The 22068-nt window shown below is 52.0% G+C and carries 24 protein-coding genes and 1 other annotated feature; of the genes, 23 read left to right on the top strand and 1 reads right to left on the bottom strand.

Annotated features, from left to right (window positions below; genetic code table 11):
- Positions 1-12 precede the first annotated feature (12 nt).
- The 6 genes from WFK81_RS00530 to WFK81_RS00505 all read left to right on the top strand — a co-directional run bounded on the left by WFK81_RS00530 (position 13) and on the right by WFK81_RS00505 (position 5168).
- Positions 13-1041: a rod shape-determining protein gene (locus WFK81_RS00530; RefSeq protein ID WP_127494594.1), complete on the top strand. Its 1029-nt coding sequence runs from the start codon at positions 13-15 to the stop codon at positions 1039-1041.
- Between the two features lie 77 nt (positions 1042-1118).
- Positions 1119-1955 carry a rod shape-determining protein MreC gene (gene mreC, locus WFK81_RS00525; protein ID WP_336784517.1) on the top strand — a complete coding sequence of 279 codons (837 nt, stop codon included), beginning with the start codon at positions 1119-1121 and terminating at the stop codon, positions 1953-1955.
- Between the two features lies 1 nt (position 1956).
- A complete protein-coding gene (mreD, locus tag WFK81_RS00520) occupies positions 1957-2484 on the top strand; it encodes a rod shape-determining protein MreD (protein WP_336784516.1) in 528 nt (175 codons plus the stop codon).
- 66 nt (positions 2485-2550) lie between these two features.
- Positions 2551-3207 (top strand): septum site-determining protein MinC, encoded by a 657-nt coding sequence (locus tag WFK81_RS00515; RefSeq protein ID WP_442956014.1) that lies wholly within the window; start codon positions 2551-2553, stop codon positions 3205-3207.
- Positions 3208-3220: 13 nt separating this feature from the next.
- Positions 3221-4012: a septum site-determining protein MinD gene (gene minD / locus WFK81_RS00510; protein ID WP_336784515.1), complete on the top strand. Its 792-nt coding sequence runs from the start codon at positions 3221-3223 to the stop codon at positions 4010-4012.
- Positions 4013-4019: 7 nt separating this feature from the next.
- The gene (locus WFK81_RS00505) at positions 4020-5168 is read left to right on the top strand and encodes an FtsW/RodA/SpoVE family cell cycle protein (RefSeq protein ID WP_336784514.1); all 1149 of its coding nucleotides are present in this window, start codon (positions 4020-4022) and stop codon (positions 5166-5168) included.
- Between the two features lie 113 nt (positions 5169-5281).
- Here the strand turns inward: WFK81_RS00505 and WFK81_RS00500 are convergent, their stop codons facing one another.
- Positions 5282-5569, bottom strand: coding sequence for a hypothetical protein (locus tag WFK81_RS00500; protein ID WP_336784513.1), 288 nt, complete (start codon positions 5567-5569; stop codon positions 5282-5284).
- 149 nt (positions 5570-5718) lie between these two features.
- Between WFK81_RS00500 and WFK81_RS00495 the strand changes: the two genes are divergently transcribed.
- The 17 genes from WFK81_RS00495 (at position 5719) to ruvB (ending at position 22067) form a co-directional block, all read left to right on the top strand.
- The gene (locus tag WFK81_RS00495; protein WP_336784512.1) at positions 5719-6705 is read left to right on the top strand and encodes a M23 family metallopeptidase; all 987 of its coding nucleotides are present in this window, start codon (positions 5719-5721) and stop codon (positions 6703-6705) included.
- Positions 6698-7579, top strand: coding sequence for a M50 family metallopeptidase (locus tag WFK81_RS00490; RefSeq protein WP_336784511.1), 882 nt, complete (start codon positions 6698-6700; stop codon positions 7577-7579). The genes WFK81_RS00495 and WFK81_RS00490 overlap by 8 nt, the downstream gene beginning before the upstream one ends.
- A gap of 84 nt (positions 7580-7663) precedes the next feature.
- Positions 7664-8914, top strand: a complete 1251-nt coding sequence (locus WFK81_RS00485; protein ID WP_336784510.1) for an Rne/Rng family ribonuclease — start codon at positions 7664-7666, stop codon at positions 8912-8914.
- Between the two features lie 67 nt (positions 8915-8981).
- Positions 8982-9065 (top strand) — a sequence feature (ribosomal protein L21 leader region).
- A 13-nt stretch (positions 9066-9078) separates the two neighbouring features.
- Positions 9079-9390 carry a 50S ribosomal protein L21 gene (gene rplU, locus WFK81_RS00480; protein WP_015845974.1) on the top strand — a complete coding sequence of 104 codons (312 nt, stop codon included), beginning with the start codon at positions 9079-9081 and terminating at the stop codon, positions 9388-9390.
- A gap of 12 nt (positions 9391-9402) precedes the next feature.
- Entirely contained in the window at positions 9403-9738 is a 336-nt protein-coding gene (locus WFK81_RS00475; RefSeq protein WP_336784509.1) for a ribosomal-processing cysteine protease Prp, read from the top strand.
- Between the two features lie 17 nt (positions 9739-9755).
- Positions 9756-10067 carry a 50S ribosomal protein L27 gene (gene rpmA / locus WFK81_RS00470; protein WP_015845972.1) on the top strand — a complete coding sequence of 104 codons (312 nt, stop codon included), beginning with the start codon at positions 9756-9758 and terminating at the stop codon, positions 10065-10067.
- Positions 10068-10258: 191 nt separating this feature from the next.
- Positions 10259-10996: a Spo0B domain-containing protein gene (locus WFK81_RS00465; protein ID WP_336784508.1), complete on the top strand. Its 738-nt coding sequence runs from the start codon at positions 10259-10261 to the stop codon at positions 10994-10996.
- A 13-nt stretch (positions 10997-11009) separates the two neighbouring features.
- Positions 11010-12329: a GTPase ObgE gene (obgE, locus tag WFK81_RS00460; protein ID WP_336784507.1), complete on the top strand. Its 1320-nt coding sequence runs from the start codon at positions 11010-11012 to the stop codon at positions 12327-12329.
- Positions 12330-12474: 145 nt separating this feature from the next.
- The gene (locus tag WFK81_RS00455; RefSeq protein WP_336774410.1) at positions 12475-12912 is read left to right on the top strand and encodes an ACT domain-containing protein; all 438 of its coding nucleotides are present in this window, start codon (positions 12475-12477) and stop codon (positions 12910-12912) included.
- Positions 12913-12930: 18 nt separating this feature from the next.
- Positions 12931-14217: a homoserine dehydrogenase gene (locus WFK81_RS00450; protein WP_336784506.1), complete on the top strand. Its 1287-nt coding sequence runs from the start codon at positions 12931-12933 to the stop codon at positions 14215-14217.
- A gap of 57 nt (positions 14218-14274) precedes the next feature.
- Positions 14275-15249, top strand: coding sequence for a homoserine kinase (gene thrB / locus WFK81_RS00445; RefSeq protein ID WP_336784505.1), 975 nt, complete (start codon positions 14275-14277; stop codon positions 15247-15249).
- On the top strand, positions 15246-16118 hold the full coding sequence (pheA, locus tag WFK81_RS00440) for a prephenate dehydratase (protein WP_336784504.1): 873 nt from the start codon (positions 15246-15248) through the stop codon (positions 16116-16118). Before thrB ends, pheA begins: the two co-directional genes overlap by 4 nt.
- Positions 16119-16275: 157 nt before the next feature.
- A complete protein-coding gene (locus tag WFK81_RS00435) occupies positions 16276-18930 on the top strand; it encodes a LysM peptidoglycan-binding domain-containing protein (RefSeq protein WP_336784503.1) in 2655 nt (884 codons plus the stop codon).
- Positions 18931-19150: 220 nt separating this feature from the next.
- The gene (locus WFK81_RS00430) at positions 19151-19741 is read left to right on the top strand and encodes a BofC C-terminal domain-containing protein (RefSeq protein ID WP_336784502.1); all 591 of its coding nucleotides are present in this window, start codon (positions 19151-19153) and stop codon (positions 19739-19741) included.
- Between the two features lie 168 nt (positions 19742-19909).
- On the top strand, positions 19910-20410 hold the full coding sequence (gene ruvC, locus WFK81_RS00425) for a crossover junction endodeoxyribonuclease RuvC (protein WP_336784501.1): 501 nt from the start codon (positions 19910-19912) through the stop codon (positions 20408-20410).
- Positions 20407-21045: a Holliday junction branch migration protein RuvA gene (gene ruvA, locus WFK81_RS00420; protein ID WP_336784500.1), complete on the top strand. Its 639-nt coding sequence runs from the start codon at positions 20407-20409 to the stop codon at positions 21043-21045. Before ruvC ends, ruvA begins: the two co-directional genes overlap by 4 nt.
- Positions 21046-21065: 20 nt before the next feature.
- Positions 21066-22067, top strand: a complete 1002-nt coding sequence (gene ruvB / locus WFK81_RS00415; RefSeq protein WP_336784499.1) for a Holliday junction branch migration DNA helicase RuvB — start codon at positions 21066-21068, stop codon at positions 22065-22067.
- Position 22068: the final 1 nt, after the last annotated feature.

Here is a 22068-nt window from a genome sequence, read left to right as displayed (position 1 = left end):
GGGAGCATTAACATGTTTGGTGGTTTTTCGAAAGATTTGGGAATTGATTTGGGTACTGCAAACACGCTCGTATTTGTAAAAGGAAAAGGTATTGTTGTAAGAGAGCCATCTGTTGTAGCTCTGCGTACCGACACAAAAACGATTGAAGCGGTTGGCGAACAAGCGAAAAAAATGATCGGGAGAACACCTGGCAACATTCGTGCCGTTCGTCCGATGAAAGACGGCGTTATCGCCGATTTCGAAACAACCGCAACAATGATCAAATATTTTATTCGTTCCGCGCAAAAACAAAAATCGCTGTTTCCTAAACATCCTAACGTGATGGTATGCGTACCGTCCGGTATTACCGCGGTAGAAAAACGCGCTGTCGAAGATGCGGCCAAGCAGGCGGGCGCTCGCGAAGCGTATACGATCGAAGAACCGTTTGCAGCTGCAATCGGCGCCGATCTTCCGGTATGGGAGCCAACAGGCAGCATGGTTGTTGATATCGGCGGAGGCACGACGGAAGTTGCCGTTATTTCGCTTGGCGGTATCGTTACAAGCCGTTCGATCCGCGTTGCGGGCGACGAGATGGACGAAGCGATTATCCAATATATCAAACGTTTCTATAATCTTATGATTGGCGAAAGAACAGCCGAGCAGCTGAAGATGGAGATTGGTACGGCACTTCCGTTTGATGTTTCCGAATCGATCGAAATCCGCGGCCGCGACCTCGTAACGGGCCTGCCTAAGACGCTGCCTATTACATCGGAAGAGGTTACGGAAGCGCTGATGGACACGGTGAATTCGATTGTAGACGCGGTAAAAATTACGCTGGAAAAATGCCCGCCTGAACTGTCTGCCGACATCATGGACCGCGGTATTGTGCTGACTGGCGGCGGAGCGTTGCTTCGCAACCTGGACAAGCTCTTGGCACGCGAAACAGGAATGCCTGTCATAGTAGCGGATAATCCGCTTGATTGCGTAGCTATTGGTACAGGCCGTTCGCTTGACCACATTCACTTGTTCAAAAAAGGCGGATCTTCCCGCTCAAAACGATAATAGAACCAGAGCGGTTAGGATATGGAACGGGCAGGTGATTAAAACTGTTTAAGCTGCTAAGAAATAAGCGGTTGTTTATGCTTATGATCGGATTGATCCTTTTCATTGCGGTTATCGGCTTCTCACTAAGCGACCGCAAGGAGCTGACTTGGCCCGAGAAATTTCTCGGCGATTCTGTTGGATTCGCGCAGCAATGGTTCTACAAGCCCGCTGGATTAGTAGCGGGCTTCTTTGAGGACATTCGCGAACTCAAGACACTGCATGAGGAGAACGAACAGCTAAAGTTGACGGCTGCTGCTTATGCGCGGGACAAGATTAATTATAATTTTGTTCAGAAGGAGAATGAGCGGCTTCAAAAAGAGCTTCACTTTACGGAACGTCAGAAGAATATGTACAAATACAATTATTTGATTGCTCAAGTTATTGCAATTGATAACGATCCTTACAATCATACGATGGTTATTAACCTAGGTTCAAAGAACGGAATCAAACCCAATATGGCCGTAACGACAATTGACGGACTTGTTGGACTTGTGAGCAATGTCCGTCCGTACACGGCAACAGTAACTCCGCTTACGGAACTGGATGATACCTCGCCAACGTCAAACGGCATTGCGGCAACGGTTCTCGGCAGGGAGAACGAGTCATTTGGTATTGTCGGCAGCTATGATAAGGAAACAGATCGTCTCATTATGACCAAAATTGCCGAGAACGACAAAATGATCGTTGACGATACGGTTATTACTTCCGGTCTTGGCAATGTCTATCCGCGTGGTCTCGTGATCGGTACGGTAGAAACAAGACAGGTCGGCGATTTTGGCCTTACCCATACCGCTACGATTAAAATGGCAGCCAAATTCGATCACCTGACCGAAGTTTTTGTCGTTCAGCCATCGGAATCGGGAGATGAATAGGATGGGCGATAAAGGCATCAACCGTCTTATTCTAGTCATGCTGCTCTTGTTTATCGTAGAGGGCGCCATAATGCCTTGGCTTATTCCGTTTGAGTTGACTGGAAGACTCGTTCCTCACTTTATGTTCGTTTTTGTTGTTTTTGCCGCATTGTACAGCGGACGGCATCGGGCTTTATTTTTCGGGATAAGCTTTGGCTTTCTGCAGGATGTCGTCTACTTCGGACATTTAATGGGCGTTAACGCGTTTGCCATGGGACTTATCGGATACTATGCCGGCGTACTGCTGGAACGCCGGCGCAGCACGCTGCTCACGGCGTTGTCCGTGGTTGGCCTTGGCTCTATTCTGTATGACACGATTGTATATTTTGTTAACATGGTCTTCCGGATTACGAATGAAACGTATGCCTGGGCGCTGATGGATCATATTTTGCCAAGCCTGTTCCTTCAGCTGGTCTTTGCTCTGGCGGTTTACGTACCGGCAAGGCGTCTTTTTGATAGCCATTTGAGGCCGAATGCGGAAGAAGAATAATTTATAGGCAGGAAGCAGGAATTTGCACACCGCGAAAAGAATGGATTACGTTGGGGAGGGACAGACGTGACCGAGAAGCAGCATATTATGATAAAAGGTGTCAAGGAAGGTCTCGTGTTCCTTCTCGACGATAAGTGCGAATTTGCGGTTTTGCTTGACGAGCTGCAGTATAAGCTGGAGAAAACGCATCAGCAGCTGCTGACCGGCCCGCTGGTTCACGTGCATGTGAAATTGGGGACAAGGCAGCTTGGCGAGGATGATAAGGAACGGATCAAATCGGTTATTCGCTCGCAGGGCAATTTAATGGTTCAGTCGATTGAATCTTCCTCTTCGGTGCAGGATGGGACCAATGCGGCTCCTGCCGGTCCTCATGTTATAACGGGAATTGTCCGTTCCGGTCAAACAATCGAGCATGACGGTGACCTGCTGCTTGCCGGGGATGTCAATCCGGGCGGTACAATTTTGTGCAGCGGTGATATATACGTAATGGGCGCACTGAGAGGTGTCGCCCATGCAGGCGTAAACGGCCGGACGGATGTCATTATCGCCGCTTCGCTTATGCGTCCAACCCAGCTTCGAATTGCCGATGTCATCAGCCGTCCGCCGGAGGAGTGGATGTCCGGAGATGCAGCGATGGAATTCGCTTATTTGTATGAGGGAAGCATGCAGATTGACAAAATGACGCAATTATTCCGTTTACGCAATAATCCGATTAAGGTATAAGGGGTGTTCATGCATGGGAGAGGCGATTGTTGTAACATCAGGCAAAGGTGGAGTCGGTAAAACGACGACCTCGGCTAATTTAGGTACGGCACTTGCTTTGCTTGGCAAAAAGGTTTGTATGGTCGATACCGACATCGGATTGCGTAATTTGGATGTTGTAATGGGACTTGAGAATCGAATCATATATGATCTGATTGACGTAGCTGAAGGACGCTGCCGCCTTAACCAGGCTTTAATTAAAGACAAGCGCTTTGAAGAACTATATATGCTGCCTGCTGCCCAAACAAAGGATAAGCAGGATGTATCCCCGGAGCAGGTCCGGGATATGGTGCTCGAGCTTAAGAAGGATTTCGATTATGTAATCATTGACTGCCCGGCAGGCATTGAGCATGGCTTCCGCAATGCGATTGCGGGCGCGGACCGCGCGATCGTTGTAACTACGCCGGAAAATGCGGCCGTTCGGGATGCGGACCGTGTTATCGGATTGCTCGAGAAGGAACAGATCCCATCCAAAATTATTATTAACCGGATTCGCCAGAATATGGTGAAGAGCGGTGAAATGCTTGATATTGATGAAATTTGCCAGGTGCTTGCCGTTGATTTGCTTGGTATTGTCCCTGATGACGAGAAGGTCATAAAGGCTGCCAATTCCGGCGAACCAACCGTAATGGATCCGTCCTCGCGAGCGGCTATTGCTTACCGCAATATTGCGCGCCGGATTCTTGGCGATATGGTTCCGCTTATGCTGCTCGATGAGAAGGCCGGTGCCTTCAAACGCTTTCGCAAGTTTCTTGGAATAGGATGATTGCCTTGTGCTAAACAAGCTGAAAAAGATAGACTGGGGCATCGTGGCTATTCTGGTCTGCCTGATGGGGATTAGCACCATTCTGGTCAGGAGCGCTACGCATAACAACCCGCTTTATCACAACTATGATTTGAAAACAGTCGTATTTTTCGTAGCCGGTTTTTTTGTAGCTATAATAGCAACCGTATTCGACTATCGTATCCTTCTGAAAAGCTGGTATGTCATATACGGTATCGGAAATGCGCTGTTAATAGCGGTCTTCTTCTTTGGAGCTAATATTAACGGCGCGTCCGGTTGGTTCAAACTGCCGGGAGGCTTCTTGTTTCAGCCTGCAGAGTTTATGAAAATTATTATTATAATCGGTATCGCTTATATTATGGGCCGTCGGCAGGGTGAACGACTGACCTTAATCGAGGATTTGCTCCCGATTGCAGCCTTTGCGTTCCTGCCGTTCCTGCTCGTCATGATCCAGCCTGACCTTGGCAATGCGATTATTTACATCGTTATCGTTCTTGGAATGCTCTGGATCGGCAACGTCAAGTATACCCATGTAATGGTTGGTCTGACGGTCGTTGTTGCGGCGGTCGTATTGGCGATCTCCTTGTTTTCGATGTTTAACACCGAGATTGAGACATACCTGAAAGATCATCACAAGGAACACTGGTACAAACGGATCAACACGTTTCTCGATCCCAGCCAAGCATCAGCCGACGACAAGCATCAATCCGAAAATGCCAAGATAGCGATTGGTTCAGGCGGTCTCAGCGGCGATGGCTATATGAAGGGCGATATGCTTAACGGAAAGTTTATTCCGTATCCTTATTCCGATTCGATCTTTGTCGTAATCGGGGAGGAGTTTGGCTTCCAGGGCTCGGCGATCCTGCTGCTCCTGTACTTCCTATTGATATACAGGATGATACTTATAGCCTTCCGATGTTATGATAACCGGGCTGCGTTTATCGTGATCGGGATCGCTTCCATGTACGTCTTTCAGATCTTCCAAAATATCGGGATGATGATCGGGCTAATGCCGATTACCGGCATTACGCTGCCATTCATCAGCTACGGCGGTACATCGCTGCTGCTCAACATGCTGTGTATCGGTATTTTGTTTAGTATTAACGCCCACCAAGAGAAGTACGAGCTGGCCGAGTAGGCCAGCTTTTTTGTTTTACAGGTTAATTGGTCGCGCGCTGCGCCTCAAATGTTCTTCCGATCGCCATTGCTCTGGGATTCCTTCGGAACTATTCCAATAGGATTGGAATCCCCTCACAAAAGCGACCGCTTAAAAGCTTTCTGAAAGAAAGCTGCTTCGTAAGCATAAGCTAACGTTTCTCCAGAATCATTTGATGCTCCGCCCTTGCCCTCAACCTGCAACTCAAAAAGAGCTGAAGCCTTTCGCCCAGCTCGTGAAGAAACCGCCATGTCCGAGCAGACATAAACCTGCTCGGTCTTTTTTTTCGCCCTCAAGCCAAAACGGAGCAGTTGAATGATTCTGAAGAAGCGGTAGCGTTCGCCTTTGTTCTCCGGATTCCAACCATCGACCAGTAAATTCAAGGAATCCGGGAACAACAGCGATCGAAGAACATTCAACTGCGCAGTTTCTGGCGCAGCATACTTGTCGGCTTGGCCACATATTTATGTAGAAAGGAAATGTGGGCTGCGCCAATGGCAGCCGGCTTGTCTTGCGAGAGGGAGGCTATTCGATGAGTAAAAAAGACGGTATCAGAGAGCGGCGTCAGGAAAAAATCAGGCAGCTGCTGGAGCAGCAGGAGAAGCAAGCCAAGCTGTGGCAGCAGCAGGAGCGTATGCAAGAGCAGAAGCATCAGGCGATGCCGGCAAAAAAAAGGCCAGTCCAGGAGAAGCAGAATGCGAGATACGAGGAGGAGTCCTTTTTGCCTGTGCCGTATCACATGGATACGGGCGGAGGGGACGAGCTCGACCCGGAGAAGCTTTGGAAAACGAATCCGCATCCGTGGCTGGGCTGGGAGTCCGGAGATGGAAAGGCCGGACGCTTTGGAGGAGACTTTGCCTCGATATACGAGTCGGATAACGAAGGCGGAGGGCGCAGGCCCTTTTTCCGCAGTGAACTGAAATGGAAAACAATCATAGCCGCCCTTCTGTTTGCCGCGATCTGGGGTGTCTTTCATAGTGAGTCGCCGCTGGCGCAAAAAGGACAAACTATCGTCAAAAATGCGTTAACGGACCAAATGGATTTTACGGCTGTCGCGACCTGGTACAAGGAGACCTTTTCCGGCGCGCCGTCTTTTATTCCGATCTTTAACCATAATACCAAGGAAGCGGAATCCGCTAACGGTTCGGTGAAGCTGCCTGTTGTATCGCCGCTTCCGGATGGAGCAATCGTCCGTACCTTCGCTGAATTATTGAACGGAATTGAGCTGGCGGGCACCTCCAAGGAAGAGGTAACGGCCATCGAGACGGGCAGAGTACTTGTTGTATCGGAGGCGGAGAACGGAAGCGGCTTTACGGTTGTGATCGCGCATGCGAACGGCCGCGATTCGGTATACGGAAAGCTGGGGACTGCAACCGTTAAACAAAATGATTGGGTCGAAGCGGGCGACGGGATCGGGACGCTGAAAGAAACGTCAAATGAGGAGCCAAGTCTTCTTTATTTCGCTGTGCGGCAAAATAACCAATACGTCGATCCCGTGGGCGTGATTCCGATTGATTAAATGGAAGGGCATCCGCTGGTCCGTTCATCCGTTGTTTGTGCTTGTCATGATTGGTTCTGTTGCGACCGGTTATTTCGCCGAGCTCTTCACTTTGTTTTTGATCGTTCTGGTCCACGAGATTGGACATGTTGTAGTTGCTAGAGGCTTTGGTCTGACGGTCCGCGAAGTAAAGCTGCTTCCCTTTGGCGGCGTCGCGGAGATCGAAGATGCCGGCAGCATTCCGGCAAGGCAGGATGCGCTAATTGCCATTGCCGGGCCTCTGCAAAACGTTTGGATGGGGCTTGCCGCTTGGGGGTGCGGCCAGCTTGGCTGGTGGGACCCGGAATGGGCCGCTTATGTGTGGCAGGCGAATCTCATGATCGGCCTATTTAACCTGCTGCCTATTTATCCGCTGGACGGAGGCAAGCTGATGCAGGCGGCATTCAGCTATGGCTTTAATTATTATTCCATGATGAAATGGACCTCGCGGATTAGCCTGGTCCTAAGTTTTCTGATGATAGGCTATGCCTTGTCCGCGGCGTTCCGCCCGGATGCGGGCATCCAGCTTAATCTGCTGGTAGTTGGCTTGTTCCTGCTCATGACGAACTGGACTTATTACCGCAACATTCCGTACTTGTTTGTCCGATTCCTGATGCACCGCGACCGGGTTGCGGTCCGTGCCATTGCCCGTGGCACGCTGGCTCGCCCAATAATTGTAAGTTTGAAGCAACCAATTATTGGTGTTGTTCGTCTATTATGGCGTGAACAGTACCATCTCTTTTATTTGATGGAACTGGAAGGACGTGTCGTCAAGGTTGTTCCCGAGAAAGAAATCGTTGACCGCTATTTGACCGAGCCTGATCCGAACCGGGCTGTTATCGAGCTTTTTCGATAGAGGTAAAATAGACCACTTTTTCACTTAGAAGCCTTGGTGTAGAATAGAGTAGATGACAAAAAGTAAGGCGGTTGATATTCGGGAATGAAGCGGATGTTAATGCACGGACACGGCGAGCTGCTGCAGACCGCCGTGCTGATGGGCGGTCGGCTTATTGATTTTTTTATGGAGCAGTCGGAGAGCAGCGGTTTAGTCGGTAATGTATACAAGGGACGAGTAGTTAATGTTCTGCCAGGCATGCAGGCCGCTTTCGTAGATATTGGCCTCGGAAAAAACGCGTTTCTATACATAGATGATCTGCTGCATCCGCATTTGGAGAAACAGCCGGAGCACAAACCCTCCATTACGGAGCTGGTTAAGCCCGGACAAGAGCTTATTGTACAAGTGATGAAAGAACCGATGGGCAGCAAAGGCGCCCGGGTAACGACGCATTTTACGCTGCCTGGCCGTTGGCTCGTCTATATGCCAATCGCCGGTTATGTCGGAGTATCGAAGAAAATTATGGCCGAAAGCGAACGTTCGCGGATTCGGATGATTGGCGAGCGGCTAAGGCAAGGCGAAGAAGGCATTATTATGCGTACTGCAGCCGAAGGCGAATGCGAGGAATCGCTTGGAGCCGACGTTGATCAGCTGCGGCAGCTGTGGACAAGCGTGCTGCAGCGCTCCGAACATGCCAAGGCGCCTGCGGAGCTGCACCGCGAAGCGGGGCTGCTGCGGCGGGCGGTAAGAGATACGCTGACGGACGATATGGATGAGGTGTGGCTGGACGATCCTTCCCGTTACAGCGAAGCAGTGTCCCTACTGAAAGAGATGACACCGCATCTTGCCGGGCGGCTGAAGCTGTTTGACCCACGGAAGGAAAAAGCTTCTTTATTCGACCGATTCGGGGTTAGCGATCAGATTGAGACAGCCTTCTCGTCCCGCATCCGGCTGGAAAGCGGCGGCTCTCTCGTCTGGGATGAGACGGAGGCTTTAACCGTAATCGACGTAAATACGGCAAAGTACATTGGAGCTACAGGACTTGAGGATACGGTTTTCAAGACAAACATGGAAGCGGCGGACGAGATCGCAAGGCTGCTTCGGATTCGTGACGTAGGCGGCATTATCGTTATCGATTTTATTGATATGGAAAATGAGTCCAACCGGGAGAAGGTTATGGCCAGACTGTCGGAATGGGCGAAAAAGGACCGGACCAAATGCACGGTGTTCGGCTGGACAAGACTTGGACTTCTTGAATTGACGAGACGGAAAGCCCGGGACAATGCCGCGCGGCAGTTAACCGAGCGATGCCCGGCATGCGGAGGCACGGGAAAGAAATCTTCGATTCATTCCTAGGTAATAGTTGATTGGTTAGGCATAGTGTGATAGAATGTTCTAGTATGTCTCATCCTATAACTGTGTGGACATGCATGAACCGCTCCAATCGGGTATAAGTGCCGCGGCTTTTTGCTGCAGCCACCTGGATTAGGCGAGTCTTCGACAATAAGGAGGTGCAACTCATGTTCGCAATTATCGAAACTGGCGGCAAGCAATACAAAGTTCAAGAGGGCGATGTAATCTACATCGAAAAACTGAACGTAACTGAAGGCGAAAGCGTAACGTTTGATCGTGTATTGGCAGTATCTAACGGCGAAGGTCTCGTAACTGGTACTCCAGTTGTTTCCGGCGCTACGGTTTCCGGCAAAGTCGAGAAACAAGGTAAAGGCCAAAAGATCATCGTTTACAAATACAAAGCCAAAAAGAACTACCGCCGCAAGCAAGGTCATCGTCAACCGTTCACTAAAGTAACAATCGAGAAAATCCAAGCGTAAGAGGACTTTCTTATGATTTCCGTTACAGTGAAACGTAGAGCCGCTGACAGACGGATTGTATCTTTCGCGATCTCCGGACACGCTAAATATGCAGACCGCGGCAAGGATATTATCTGCGCCGGGGTGTCGGCCGTTTCGGTCGGAACCGTCAACGCTATCGAGGCTTTGGCGACAGTGGAATTACCCGCTAAGATGAAGAATGGCTGGCTATCGTCGGACATTCCGGAGCAGCCGGATAAGGAAACTGACGACAAAGTGCAGCTTTTGCTCGAATCGATGGTCGTTATGCTCGGCACAATCGAAAAAACTTACGGCAAATACGTCGTAATTCATGAACAACTTCTTTAACGAAGGAGGGAAACACCATGTTGAAATTAGATCTTCAGCTTTTCGCATCGAAGAAAGGTGTAGGTTCTACTAAGAACGGCCGCGACAGCCATTCGAAACGTCTTGGCGCTAAACGCGCTGACGGTCAAGTCGTATCCGCTGGCAGCATCTTGTTCCGCCAACGCGGTACGAAGATTCACCCAGGTACTAACGTGGGTATCGGTAAAGACGACACGCTGTTCGCACTGGTTGAAGGCGTAGTGAAGTTCGAACGTCTGGGACGCGATCGCAAAAAAGTGAGCGTGTACCCTGTTGATCTGGCTCCGGTAGCCGCAGCAGTAGAAGCTTAATAGCACCAAGTGCCCCGGCCTGATGAACAGGCCGGGGTTTTTGTTTTAAGAGCTTGATAAGTTTTTTCTTATCGCGCTATCCGCCCAAGGGTAGCGAAGATGTTTTACCTTGGTTTTAGATCTTTCGGCTACCGAATTCGCATGCTATACTGGTTTAGCTAGGAATCAAGCAGAAAGTGGGAACGATCAGGATGGATCGCATTAGAATGGCGAGACAGTCGGCAGCGGCTTCCGTTGTGCTGCCCGGTGCGGCTGTGCTCATTTGGCCTTCTTCGGTATGGCTGGTTGCACTTTTTCTCTTATGGACAATAGCGGCTGCGGTATTTTGGATCAGGACAGAACGCAAGGAGCAGGAACAAAGACTGGCACGGACCGTGTATATGCTGCAGTCGGCCAGCGTAAAGACGCTGAATCACCACCGGCATGATTGGATGAACGATCTTCAGGTATTGTTTGGTTACATACGGATGAACAAGCTGGATAAAACCGTGGAATACGTGGAGAAAATAAGGGTTAGAATGACGGAAGAGAGCCAAATCGCAAAGCTTGGCGTTCCGTCGCTGATCAGCTATATACAATCCTTCCGTACCCTCACCAATGCCATGCAGCTTGAGGTGAAGCTGGACGAAGGAATTTATCTGAACGAACTGGAAGACGGGGGCAAGCCGATTGCGGAATCCTTGATCAATTTGATCAACGCCTATAGATTTTCGGTGAAGACGGGATACGGCGATCCGGCAGTGCTTACTGTGAAGCTCTCCCGCGAAGAGGAGATGCTGATTGCAGCTTTTTATTACGAGGGCGACTTAACCAGCGAGCAGCAGCTTGCGGATAAAATAAAACAGCAGTTGGAAGGCGCGTCTTTATTGCCGGTCGATGTGGAGCATCCGCAGCGGAAATTGGTATTAAAAGCGGAATGGCGCGCTTGAACGGGGGCAAAACATGTTTGTCGATAAAGCGAAAATATTTGTAAAAGGCGGCAACGGGGGCAACGGGATCGTGTCTTACCGCCGCGAGAAATACGTACCTGAAGGCGGACCTGCGGGCGGCGACGGCGGAAATGGCGGAGACGTTATTTTCCGGGTGGACGAGGGCCTCAGAACGCTGATGGACTTCCGTTACCAGAAGCATTTCAAAGGACCGGCAGGCGAGCGCGGCAAAGTAAAATCGATGCACGGCGCAAGCGCGGACGACATGATCATCCGCATCCCTCCGGGTACTGTCATTGTGGATGACGATACGCAGGAAATTATCGCCGACATGACGCGCCACGGGCAAGAAGTTGTCGTGGCGCGCGGCGGTCGCGGCGGCCGCGGCAACATCCGGTTCGCAACGATTAACAATCCTGCCCCGGATATTTGCGAGAATGGGGAAGAAGGACAAGAGCGCTGGGTAACGCTGGAGCTCAAAGTGATGGCGGACGTTGGTCTTGTGGGCTTTCCGAGCGTAGGCAAATCGACGCTTCTCTCGGTTGTGTCCGGTGCCAAGCCCAAGATTGGCGCGTACCATTTCACAACGATTACGCCCAACCTTGGCGTCGTAGACGTTGGTGACGGACGCAGCTTTGTAATGGCCGATTTGCCGGGCTTGATCGAAGGCGCGCATGAGGGCGTAGGACTTGGCCATGAGTTTTTGCGACACGTAGAACGCACAAGAGTTATTGTGCATGTCGTGGACATGGCGGGTACGGAAGGCCGCGATCCGTTCGAGGATTGGGTCAAAATCAACGAAGAGCTCGTGAAATACAACGAGAAGCTGTCGGAACGTCCGCAGATCATTGCGGCAAATAAGATGGACATGCCGGAAGCGGCCGATAATCTGGAGCTGTTCAAGCAGCAGCTGGATGAGGTTCGCGGTGACCGGGAATATCTTATCGTCCCGATCTCCTCGCTGACGAAGCAAGGCGTGCAGGAGCTGCTGTACAAAGCGGCGGATACGCTCGATTCCGTTCCGGAGGAAGTATCGGTTGAAGAAGTGAAGGATGTCGCAGAACGCAAAGTATTCACGTACGAGAAGCGTGAGGACGACAGCTTTACGATTCACCGCGAAGACGAGATCTTTGTGGTGCAGGGCGCAAGAATCGAGAATTATCTGAAGCGCATGAACATGAACTCGTACGACGCGATTATGCGTTTTGCGCAAATGATGCGCAAAATGGGCGTTGACGCCGCGCTTCGCCGTGAAGGCGCAAGGGATGGGGATACGGTTCAGATTGCCGACTTTACATTCGAATTCTTCGAGGGCAGCGACTATAACGGTTGATGAAATAAAGCAAAAAAGCGGAAAGACGGCCATTGGCCGTCTTTTTTCATTGAAAAGCATCGCAGTTACCTATTGCCGCATTTCTATTCTTCCGATATAATGTCCATTATAGAAGAACATCTGTCTTTGTAGGGAGGACGAAATAGTGACGCAACGTTATTATGTCGTTCGCGAGGATATGCTCCCGGAAGCGATCGTGAAGACGATCCAGGTCAAAGAGATGCTTGGCCGGGGCGAGGCGTCCACGGTGCATGAGGCGGTGGAGAAGGTAGGACTCAGCCGAAGCGCCTTTTATAAGTATAAAGATGGCGTCTATGCGCTTCAGGAGCTGGAAAGAGAACGGATCGTGACGATATCGATGGATTTGGAGCATCGATCCGGTGTATTATCTAAGGTATTGGCTCTTGTGGCAAGCCTTGAGGGAAATGTGCTGACGATGAATCAGAGCATTCCTCTGCAGGGGTTAGCCAATGTCGTTATATCCGTAGATATTTCACAGCTGAATGAGGAACTGACAACGCTGATTGAAGTCATTCGCAGCCAGGAAGGCGTGCGTAAAGCTGCCGTTATCGGACAAGGTTGATTAGATGGAGGGAAATGTATGAAGCCAGTAAAGGTAGGTTTGCTTGGTCTCGGCACAGTCGGGACTGGCGTAGTGCGTATTGTTGAAGGACATCAGGAAGATTTGCAAAGCCAGGTCGGTTCCCCGATCGTTATCGAGAAAATTCTCGTGCAAAATAAAAGCAAAGCCCGCAGCATTTCGATTGACGCAAGCAAGCTGACGGAAGATCCTTGGGAAATTATCGGCAATCCGGATATCGACGTTATCGTGGAAGTGATGGGCGGTATTGGATCTACAAAAGAATACATCATGGAAGCTCTCTCCCGCGGTAAGCATGTCGTAACCGCGAATAAGGATCTAATGGCGCTGCACGGCCCGGAGATTCTGGCAAAAGCGCAGGAGCATGGCTGCGACGTCCTGTACGAAGCAAGCGTTGCCGGCGGTATTCCGATTATCCGTACGCTGGTGGAAGGTTTCTCTTCCGACCGGATTACGAAGATTATGGGTATCGTAAACGGTACGACGAACTACATTTTGTCCAAGATGAGCCTTGAAGGCGCGTCTTATGACGACGTGCTCAAAGAAGCGCAGGAGCTTGGTTACGCAGAAGCGGATCCAACCTCCGACGTAGAAGGCCTGGATGCAGCGCGCAAGATGACGATTCTCGCAACGCTTGGCTTCCGCGCGAAGGTAGCGCTCGACGATGTGTCCGTACAAGGCATGTCAAAGGTATCGAAAGAAGATATCCTGTATGCGAAGCGTCTTGGCTACGAAGTGAAGCTGCTTGGCATCGCCGAGCGTCAAGATGACCAGTTCAGCATCAGCGTACAGCCGACAATGGTGAAGAAATCGCATCCTATCGCATCGGTTAACGGCGTATATAACGCGGTTTACGTGTATGGCGAAGCGGTAGGCGAGACCATGTTCTACGGCCCTGGCGCAGGCGAGCTGCCAACTGCCACTTCGATCGTGTCCGATCTTGTAGCGGTAGTGAAAAACCTGAAGCTTGGCGTTAACGGCAAGCAAGGCGTGCTTACTTACAAAGAGAAAAAGCTCAAATCCGACGAGCAGATCTCTTCGAAATATTTCCTGCTGCTGCATGTGGATGACCGCGCAGGCGTACTCGCGCAAATTACGCAAATTTTCGCCGAGTATGAAGTCAGCCTGGAATCGGTGCTTCAGCAGCCAAATCCGAATAATCCGGATGCCGAAATTATCGTGATTACGCATGATGCGAATAAAGCTGCAATCCAAAAAGTTCTGCAGAAGTTTGAGTCGCTGGACGTTATTCGCAAGGTGAAGAGCGTATACCGCGTAGAAGGCTAAGCCGCCCGTACTTAAGCAGGATTTATTGCAAAAGCAAACAAAGGAGCTTTATCCGTCATGAATAATCGTCGAGTAATTGTGAAAGTGCCGGCCAGCACGGCGAATTTGGGTCCTGGCTTCGATACGCTTGGCATGGCGCTTTCGCTCTATGCATGGATCGAGATGTCGGCAGCGGAGACTACAACCTTCCGGCTGTACGGCGATCAAATGCAGGGCATACCAACCGATAAATCGAACCTGTTGTACAAAGTGGCTCAGCTTGTATTTGAAGAAGCGGGCGTGAGCGTTCCGGAGCTGGATGTTGCCATGTACAGCGACATTCCCCTTGCGAGAGGCCTCGGCAGCAGCGCGTCCGCTATTGTTGCAGCATTGGTTGCGGCAAACGCGCTGATTGGCAGTCCGCTGTCCGATCATAAGCTGTTCCAGCTTGCGACGAAGCTCGAGGGACATCCGGACAATGTCGGAGCCTCCTTGTTTGGCGGCATCGTTGTATCCGCTTGGGACGGTGAGCGTGCGGATTACGTGAGACTGGAGCCGCATGCAAAGCTTCAGACGCTTGTTGCGATCCCGGCATTCCAGCTGGCCACGGAAAAAGCACGTCATGCCTTGCCATCTGAGATCAGCATGGCTGACGCCGTATTTAATGTCGGACGCAGCTCCCTTCTTGTTGCGGCGCTGGCTAGCGGCGAGCTTGGCTTGATCCGCCATGCGATGCGCGACCGGCTTCATCAGCCATACCGGGCACCTCTTATTCCCGGCATGTCGACGATTCTGGAGCGGGCCGTCGAATACGGCGCGCTTGGAGCTGCGCTTAGCGGAGCGGGTCCTACGCTTATCGCGTTTGTTGACGCTGACAGCAAGAGCAAATCCGAACTGGAGCAATTCCTGCTTGCCACATTGAAGCAGGAGGGTATCGAAGCGGAGACCATGTGGCTCAAGCCAGGCGGAGAAGGCCCGGCAGTTACGGTCGAGGATGCGGCAGCCCCTGCACCGGGTCTAATGGAACGGATCAAAGGAGAAGTTGTTCGATGAAGACAATTGCAGTCCTTCCGGCCGGTTCCGTATCGGACGAAGCAGTGAAACGGCTATTTGCCGGAGAATCCATGAATTGGAAGCATCACCGCCTGATTGCGGACGTGTTCATGTCGACCGTAAACGGTGTTAGCGATTATAGCGTTGTTCCCATAGAAAATACGATTGAAGGCTCCGTTAATCTGCATGTGGATTGGCTTGTTCATGAGGTGGATTTGCCCATCCGGGCGGAATGGGTATACCCTTCGATCCAGAATTTGATCGGACGCAGCTCCGAAGCGGCCGGTGAAGACGGTAAGGTTGATTTCAGCAAGATCAACAAAGTGATCAGCCATCCCGTTGCGATTGCGCAATGCCTCCAGTTTTTGCGGAGCGAGCTTCCGCACGCAGAGATTGAGACGGCTGGCAGCACGTCGGAGGGCGTCAAGATCGTGAAGGAAAATCCCGGCCAAGGCTGGGCGGCGATTGGCACGATGACCGCTGCGGGCAATAACGGGCTTGATGTGCTGAGCCAGGGGATTACAGACCACGATAATAACTTTACCCGTTTCCTGCTGGTTGGGAGCGAGCCGTTTACGGCACGGCAATCGGATAAGCAGAAGACGAGCATTCTGATTACGCTGCCTGAAGACTACCCGGGCGCCCTGCATCAAGTGCTTGCCGCGTTTGCTTGGCGGAAGATCAACCTGTCGAAGATCGAATCCCGCCCGACGAAGAAAAAGCTGGGCAATTATTATTTTTATATCGATATCGACATGGCGCTGGATACGGTGCTATTGCCTTCGGCGCTGGAAGAAATTGAAGCGCTTGGTTGCCAGGTGCGGATTCTCGGCAGCTATCCTAGCTTTACTTACGAGCAGCTTTTGTAACGAAATCATCAGCCATAGCGTTGCCCTTTTGCGGGCAGCGCTATTTTTTTTGCGTGAAGGTGGAGACACCAGCCTAGGTTCTGCATAGGATGTAATGATTGATAGCAGGCATTCGCCGTGCCGTTACACAAAGAACGTGACAGGAGGTTTTTTGCTAGTGAAAATTCATGTTGTTAAGAAAGGCGATACATTGTACTTCATTGCCCAAAAACATAATGTATCGATTGAAGACATTTTAAAGCTGAACCCTTCCATTACGAATCCGGATCTGCTGGATGTTGGAATGAAGCTGAAGGTTCCATCGGCAAATGAGGTTGGCGGCGGAACAGGAGGGATGGACATTATGCATCAGCATGTAGTGAAACAAGGGGATACGCTCTGGAAGCTGTCGAAAGCTTGGGGAGTGCCTCTGGCAGACATGATTAAAGCGAACCCGCAGCTTAAAAACCCTAATGTGCTCCTGACCGGCGAAATTGTCAACATTCCGAAAACAGCTACTCCCACAGAGGTACAGGGTGACGGCGGCTTTACCGCACAGGGCACGGGACATGGGCATCATACGGGACATGGGCATCATACGGGACATGGGCATCATCCGCTTCATCCGATGTCGCTGATGCACGGCGTGCAAAACTGGGTTGGAAAAAAGCCAACCGGCCAAATGCCGGCAGCTCAAGCACCGGTTCAAAAAACGCCAACCGCTCCAATAGCTCCGGTAGCCCCGATCGAGAAAACGCCAACGGCGCCGATTGTTACTCCCGTAGCTCCGGCAGCGAAAGAGCAGCCTGCGAAGAAGGCTCTGCCTGTTCAAAAATCGCCGGGCAAAAAAGAGAAGCATGCTGAGGAAGCAGCAAACGTGAAGCCGAATATGAAGCCAAATACGAAGCCTGCTATGGAAGCTAACGTTCAACCTAATATGAAGCCGAATGTAGCGCCGATTACGCAATCCAAAGCGGAGAATGCGAACCTGCAGCCAAGCGTAGATTTGTTTAAGCAATTTGGCATTCCAGCGGTAGAAGCGGCTTCCCATCAGCACCATGGCTATGGCAACATGGCGCCAATGGTGTCGCCGATGCAGGTTGGCCCTGGTTTCGGTTACGGTCATGGCGGTTGGCCGGGATCGAATGTAAGCCCTGCAAGCGAAGGACCGTGGTGTCCTCCTGGAACAATGCCAATCGCGGCTGGTCCTGGCTACGGTTACGGCATGGGTAACGTATCGCCGGCTGTATTTGGTTCCGAAAATGCGTCTCCGGTATTTGGCGCGGAAAATGTAAGTCCGGCAGCCGTAGGGAATAATGCCGCTCCTGCTGCGCTAGGCAACAATGCTGCTCCAACTAATGTAAGCCCTGCTGCAGTTGGCCCAACGCAAGGCTACGGCTTTGTATCTCCTGCTAATATCGGTCCAGAGCATGGTTACGGCTACGGTCCAACAGCCGTATCGCCAGCAGAGATGGGACCTGGTTACGGTTGGCCAGGGGCAGTATCCCCGGCAGAAATGGGACCTAGTCACGGCGGTTACGGCTGGCCGGGGGCAGTGTCCCCGGCAGAGATGGGACCTAGTCACGGCGGTTACGGTTGGCCAGGGGCAGTATCCCCGGCAGAAATGGGACCTAGTCACGGCGGTTACGGCTGGCCAGGGGCAGTATCCCCGGCAGAAATGGGACCTAGTCACGGCGGTTACGGCTGGCCGGGGGCAGTGTCACCGGCAGAAATGGGACCTAGTCACGGCGGTTACGGATGGCCGGGGGCAGTATCCCCGGCAGAGATGGGACCTGGTTACGGCTACGGCCCAACGGCAGTGTCCCCGGCAGAGATGGGACCTGGTTACGGCTACGGCCCAACGGCAGTGTCCCCGGCAGAGATGGGACCTGGTTACGGCTACGGCCCAACGGGAGTGTCCCCAGCAGAGATGGGACCTGGTCACGGCTGGCCAGGGGCAGTGTCCCCGGCAGAGATGGGACCTGGTCACGGCTGGCCAGGGGCAGTGTCCCCGGCAGAGATGGGACCTGGTCACGGCTGGCCAGGGGCAGTGTCCCCGGCAGAGATGGGACCTGGTTACGGCTGGCCAGGAGCGGTATCTCCCGCAAGCTTTGGTCCCGAGAACGTATCTCCTGCCGCTCTGGGAGAAAATAGTGCCCCAACGGCCGTCAGCCCTGAAATGACAGGACCTGCTGGTGGTTACGGACACGGCTGGCCGGGAGCTGTATCACCGGCAAGCATGGGCCCGGAATATGGATACGGCTATGGCGGAATGGTGTCGCCGGTTAACGTTGGCCCGGAATATGGTTATGGCTACGGTCATCCAGGCATGGTTTCTCCGGCTGCAATGGGACCTAACGTATCTCCTGCAGCGTTAGGCTCCAATGTATCTCCAACTGCGCTTGGATCTAATGTATCGCCTGAAGCATTTGGTTCGAACGTATCGCCGCTTGCGCTTGGATCTAATGTATCGCCTGAAGCATTTGGTTCGAACGTATCGCCGCTTGCCCTTGGACCAAATGCAGCCCCGGCAGCGTTAGGCTCGAATGTATCCCCGGTCAGCATGGGACCTGGCGGTTACGGCTATTACGGCAACCAAGTAGCAGGCGCTCAAGGCTTCACTCCTTATTCCTACTGGCCTGGCCAAACGGCCGGTGCGCAGAATGATCCATGCGGCTGCGGCGGTAAACGCACGGAAGAAGAGTTGATTGAAGCGGTTACCGAAGCGGTAATCAAAAAAACAAAGCCTCGCAAAGTAGCCAAAATCCGTTCGGTTGCTCCAAAATCGTCGAAAAAAACAGACCGGAACAGCAAACCTTGGATTAATCGCTAATGCATAAATCAATGACAGCCTTTTGCCTTTCATAAGGGCAGGAGGCTGTCTGCTTTTTCTAATAAATTTGCGGCAAAGGCCATTTCGCTTTATCCATACATATTTATGGAAGCAATGAGTTAAACTAGGTCAAAAAGAAATACAAGGGGCTATTATTATGATGATGAAGTTCAGCTTATGGAAGCAATTGAAAAAAAGACTGCGACGAGGACGTCGTCCGATGTGGACCTTAGGATCATTCCTGATTGGAGTTGCTGCGCTTGGCCAAGCGGTTTGCGGCATGCCGGCTGCCGCCGCGGCGGGAGCTGCCGTTATGGAGCCGGGAGAAGGAACTCCCGGGCTGATTCGTATTTTACAGGAGCATAAGGAGCCGCTGGCCGTACAGCTGCACCGCCAGTACATTTGCGGAGAAGAGACGCAGCCGCTTGGCCAGTTGACCTCCGCCGAGGTCATCCGCATGCTGATGTCTCACCCGGAATGGACGGCTATGCTGTCGCAGGATGGACAAACCGTTCTGCTTGAGCAGAACATTGAAGATTTCTCGCAATCTTGCAAAGGCAACATATATATCGGTCTCGATAAGCAAGGTTACCTCTCTCTCTTTGAAGGAGCTCCAAAGAAAGAGAAGGTCGTAAAAACTTTCTTCCAGCTGGATGTGAAATATATGGAGAGCAGCCTGCCGCAGGACAAAGTAGACCGTCTATCGGAAGGAATTAAAGTAACCGATATGGATGAATACAATAGCGTTCTGTCTACTTACAGCGATTTTGCCTTACCTGCCAACCAAAAAGTGATGAAGCCGACGTATTGACCGGGTATCAGCCTTCCGCTTTCAGCGGAAGGCTTTTTTATGTAATGGCGATTACCTGCAGCCACTCGGCGATCTCGGGGATCTCAAACGCGTGTTCTCATACGGTCCATCTTTTGCTATAATGGACGGATAAGAAGCGGTAACGACTGCCGCAAAGGAGTTGGCGGATTGCGCGTTCTTGGTATAGACCCCGGCATTGCGATCGCGGGATTTGGTTTTATTGATAAGGATGGCCATAAGCTGAAGCCGGTGCAATACGGCTGTATTCAGACGGCTGCCCATACGCCTCAGGAAGAGAGGCTAGTGCAGATTTACGACTCCGCGGCTGCGCTGATGGATAAGTATAAGCCGGATACCGTTGCCGTTGAGAAGCTGTTCTTCAACCGCAACGTAACCACGGCATTTGCCGTAGGGCAGGCGAGAGGGGTTATTATTCTGGCCGCTGCCCAGCGGGGACTGCCGGTAGCGGAGTATACGCCGCTTCAGGTAAAGCAGGCCGTTGTAGGTTACGGCAAAGCAGAGAAGCGCCAGGTGCAGGAAATGGTCAAAATGTTTCTTAAGCTGTCGGCCATACCGAAGCCGGATGATGTCGCGGATGCGCTTGCGGTAGCGATCTGTCATGCCCATTCTTCGGGAATGTCGCAAAAAATTAACGAGGTGCTTCGATGATCGATTTTTTACGCGGACTTATTTCTCATGTAGAATCCGAATATGTCGTATTGGATGTCAGAGATGTCGGCTACCGGGTGTTTACGCCTAATCCTTATGCCTTCGCGGGCAAGGAAGGTACCGTTACCATTTATATTCACCATCATGTCCGCGAGGATGCGATCCTTCTGTACGGCTTCGAGTCGAGGGAGGAGCAGACCTTGTTCCGCAAGCTGCTGGAGGTGTCGGGCATCGGTCCGAGAGTGGCGCTTGGCATTCTGGCCGGCGGGCGTCCGGATGCCGTTATCGGCGCGATTCAGCAGGAGAATATCGCGTTCCTGACGAGACTTCCGGGCATTGGCAAAAAGACGGCCCAGCGCATGATTCTTGACCTTAAGGATAAGCTGGCCGGCTTTGCCACGGATGCCGGGCTTCTGGCCGCAGCGGGGCTTGCGCCTCATCAGCCTGTTTCCGCGGCAAGCGCCCAGCAAGGCGCCGGAACAGCCTGGGAAGAAGCGCGCGACGGGCTTGCCGCGCTTGGTTATACGGCTGCCGAGCTGGATAAGGCGTGGAATACTCTCGCTCCGTCGGTAACCGCGGACGAAACGGTAGATTCATTAATGAAACGTGCCTTGCAGCAGCTGTTTAAAGGCTAACATAAAGGAGCTGAGCGAGGGTGGAAGATCGGATTATATCCGCTAACCTGATGATGGATGAGCAGGCGATGGAATTAAGCCTGCGCCCCCGGTATTTGGCCGAATATATCGGGCAGTCCAAAGCAAAGGAAAATTTGAAGATTTATATAGACGCGGCCAAGATGCGGAAGGAAGCGCTGGATCACGTTCTGCTGTACGGCCCTCCCGGCCTCGGGAAAACAACGCTGTCGAACATTATCGCCAATGAGCTTGGCGTTAATTTGCGCACAACGTCGGGCCCGGCAATCGAACGTCCCGGCGACCTTGCCGCCCTGCTGACCAATCTGCAGGAGGGCGATGTGCTGTTCATTGACGAAATCCACCGCCTTCATCGGACGGTTGAGGAAGTGCTCTATCCGGCGATGGAGGATTTCGCGCTGGACATTATGATCGGCAAAGGGCCCAGCGCGCGTTCTGTGCGTCTCGACCTGCCGCCGTTCACGTTAATTGGCGCTACGACAAGAGCGGGTCTTCTGTCGGCGCCGCTGCGCGACCGGTTTGGCGTAATCAGCCGATTGGAGTTTTATACGGTGGATGAGCTGGCTTACATCGTATCCCGCTCGGCCGAAATTTTTGACATTGCTATAATCGGCGAAGCATCGGAAGAAATCGCCATGCGTTCCCGGGGAACGCCGCGTATTGCGAACCGCCTCTTGAAGCGGGTACGCGATTATGCGCAGGTGCGAGGAGACGGCATTATTACGCATGAGATTGCAAAGTCTGCGCTGGAGCTGCAGCAGGTCGATCCGATGGGACTCGATAGTATCGACCATAAGATGCTGCTGGCGATGATGACGACGTTTGCCGGCCGTCCTGTCGGCCTGGATACGATTGCCGCATCCATCGGCGAAGAGAGCCAGACGATTGAGGATGTGTACGAGCCTTATTTGATGCAGATCGGCTTCCTGCAGCGGACGCCGCGGGGCCGGATCGCTACGGATCAGGCTTACCGTCATCTCGGGATGCCTATACCGGAAAGGTGAG

Source organism: Paenibacillus sp. MMO-177 (assembly GCF_037147795.1).
Taxonomy (GTDB): domain Bacteria; phylum Bacillota; class Bacilli; order Paenibacillales; family Paenibacillaceae; genus Pristimantibacillus.
This window is presented reverse-complemented; position numbering and strand designations above follow the sequence as displayed.

Bases quoted from the DNA above. Each gene is read 5' to 3' on its own strand.
- WFK81_RS00530 (WP_127494594.1), top strand. From the start codon at position 13: ATGTTTGGTGGTTTTTCGAAAGATTTGGGAATTGATTTGGGTACTGCA.
- mreC (WP_336784517.1), top strand. From the start codon at position 1,119: ATGCTTATGATCGGATTGATCCTTTTCATTGCGGTTATCGGCTTCTCA.
- mreD (WP_336784516.1), top strand. From the start codon at position 1,957: ATGGGCGATAAAGGCATCAACCGTCTTATTCTAGTCATGCTGCTCTTG.
- minD (WP_336784515.1), top strand. From the start codon at position 3,221: ATGGGAGAGGCGATTGTTGTAACATCAGGCAAAGGTGGAGTCGGTAAA.
- WFK81_RS00495 (WP_336784512.1), top strand. From the start codon at position 5,719: ATGAGTAAAAAAGACGGTATCAGAGAGCGGCGTCAGGAAAAAATCAGG.
- WFK81_RS00485 (WP_336784510.1), top strand. From the start codon at position 7,664: ATGAAGCGGATGTTAATGCACGGACACGGCGAGCTGCTGCAGACCGCC.
- rplU (WP_015845974.1), top strand. From the start codon at position 9,079: ATGTTCGCAATTATCGAAACTGGCGGCAAGCAATACAAAGTTCAAGAG.
- WFK81_RS00475 (WP_336784509.1), top strand. From the start codon at position 9,403: ATGATTTCCGTTACAGTGAAACGTAGAGCCGCTGACAGACGGATTGTA.
- rpmA (WP_015845972.1), top strand. From the start codon at position 9,756: ATGTTGAAATTAGATCTTCAGCTTTTCGCATCGAAGAAAGGTGTAGGT.
- WFK81_RS00465 (WP_336784508.1), top strand. From the start codon at position 10,259: ATGGATCGCATTAGAATGGCGAGACAGTCGGCAGCGGCTTCCGTTGTG.
- obgE (WP_336784507.1), top strand. From the start codon at position 11,010: ATGTTTGTCGATAAAGCGAAAATATTTGTAAAAGGCGGCAACGGGGGC.
- WFK81_RS00450 (WP_336784506.1), top strand. From the start codon at position 12,931: ATGAAGCCAGTAAAGGTAGGTTTGCTTGGTCTCGGCACAGTCGGGACT.
- thrB (WP_336784505.1), top strand. From the start codon at position 14,275: ATGAATAATCGTCGAGTAATTGTGAAAGTGCCGGCCAGCACGGCGAAT.
- pheA (WP_336784504.1), top strand. From the start codon at position 15,246: ATGAAGACAATTGCAGTCCTTCCGGCCGGTTCCGTATCGGACGAAGCA.
- WFK81_RS00430 (WP_336784502.1), top strand. From the start codon at position 19,151: ATGTGGACCTTAGGATCATTCCTGATTGGAGTTGCTGCGCTTGGCCAA.
- ruvA (WP_336784500.1), top strand. From the start codon at position 20,407: ATGATCGATTTTTTACGCGGACTTATTTCTCATGTAGAATCCGAATAT.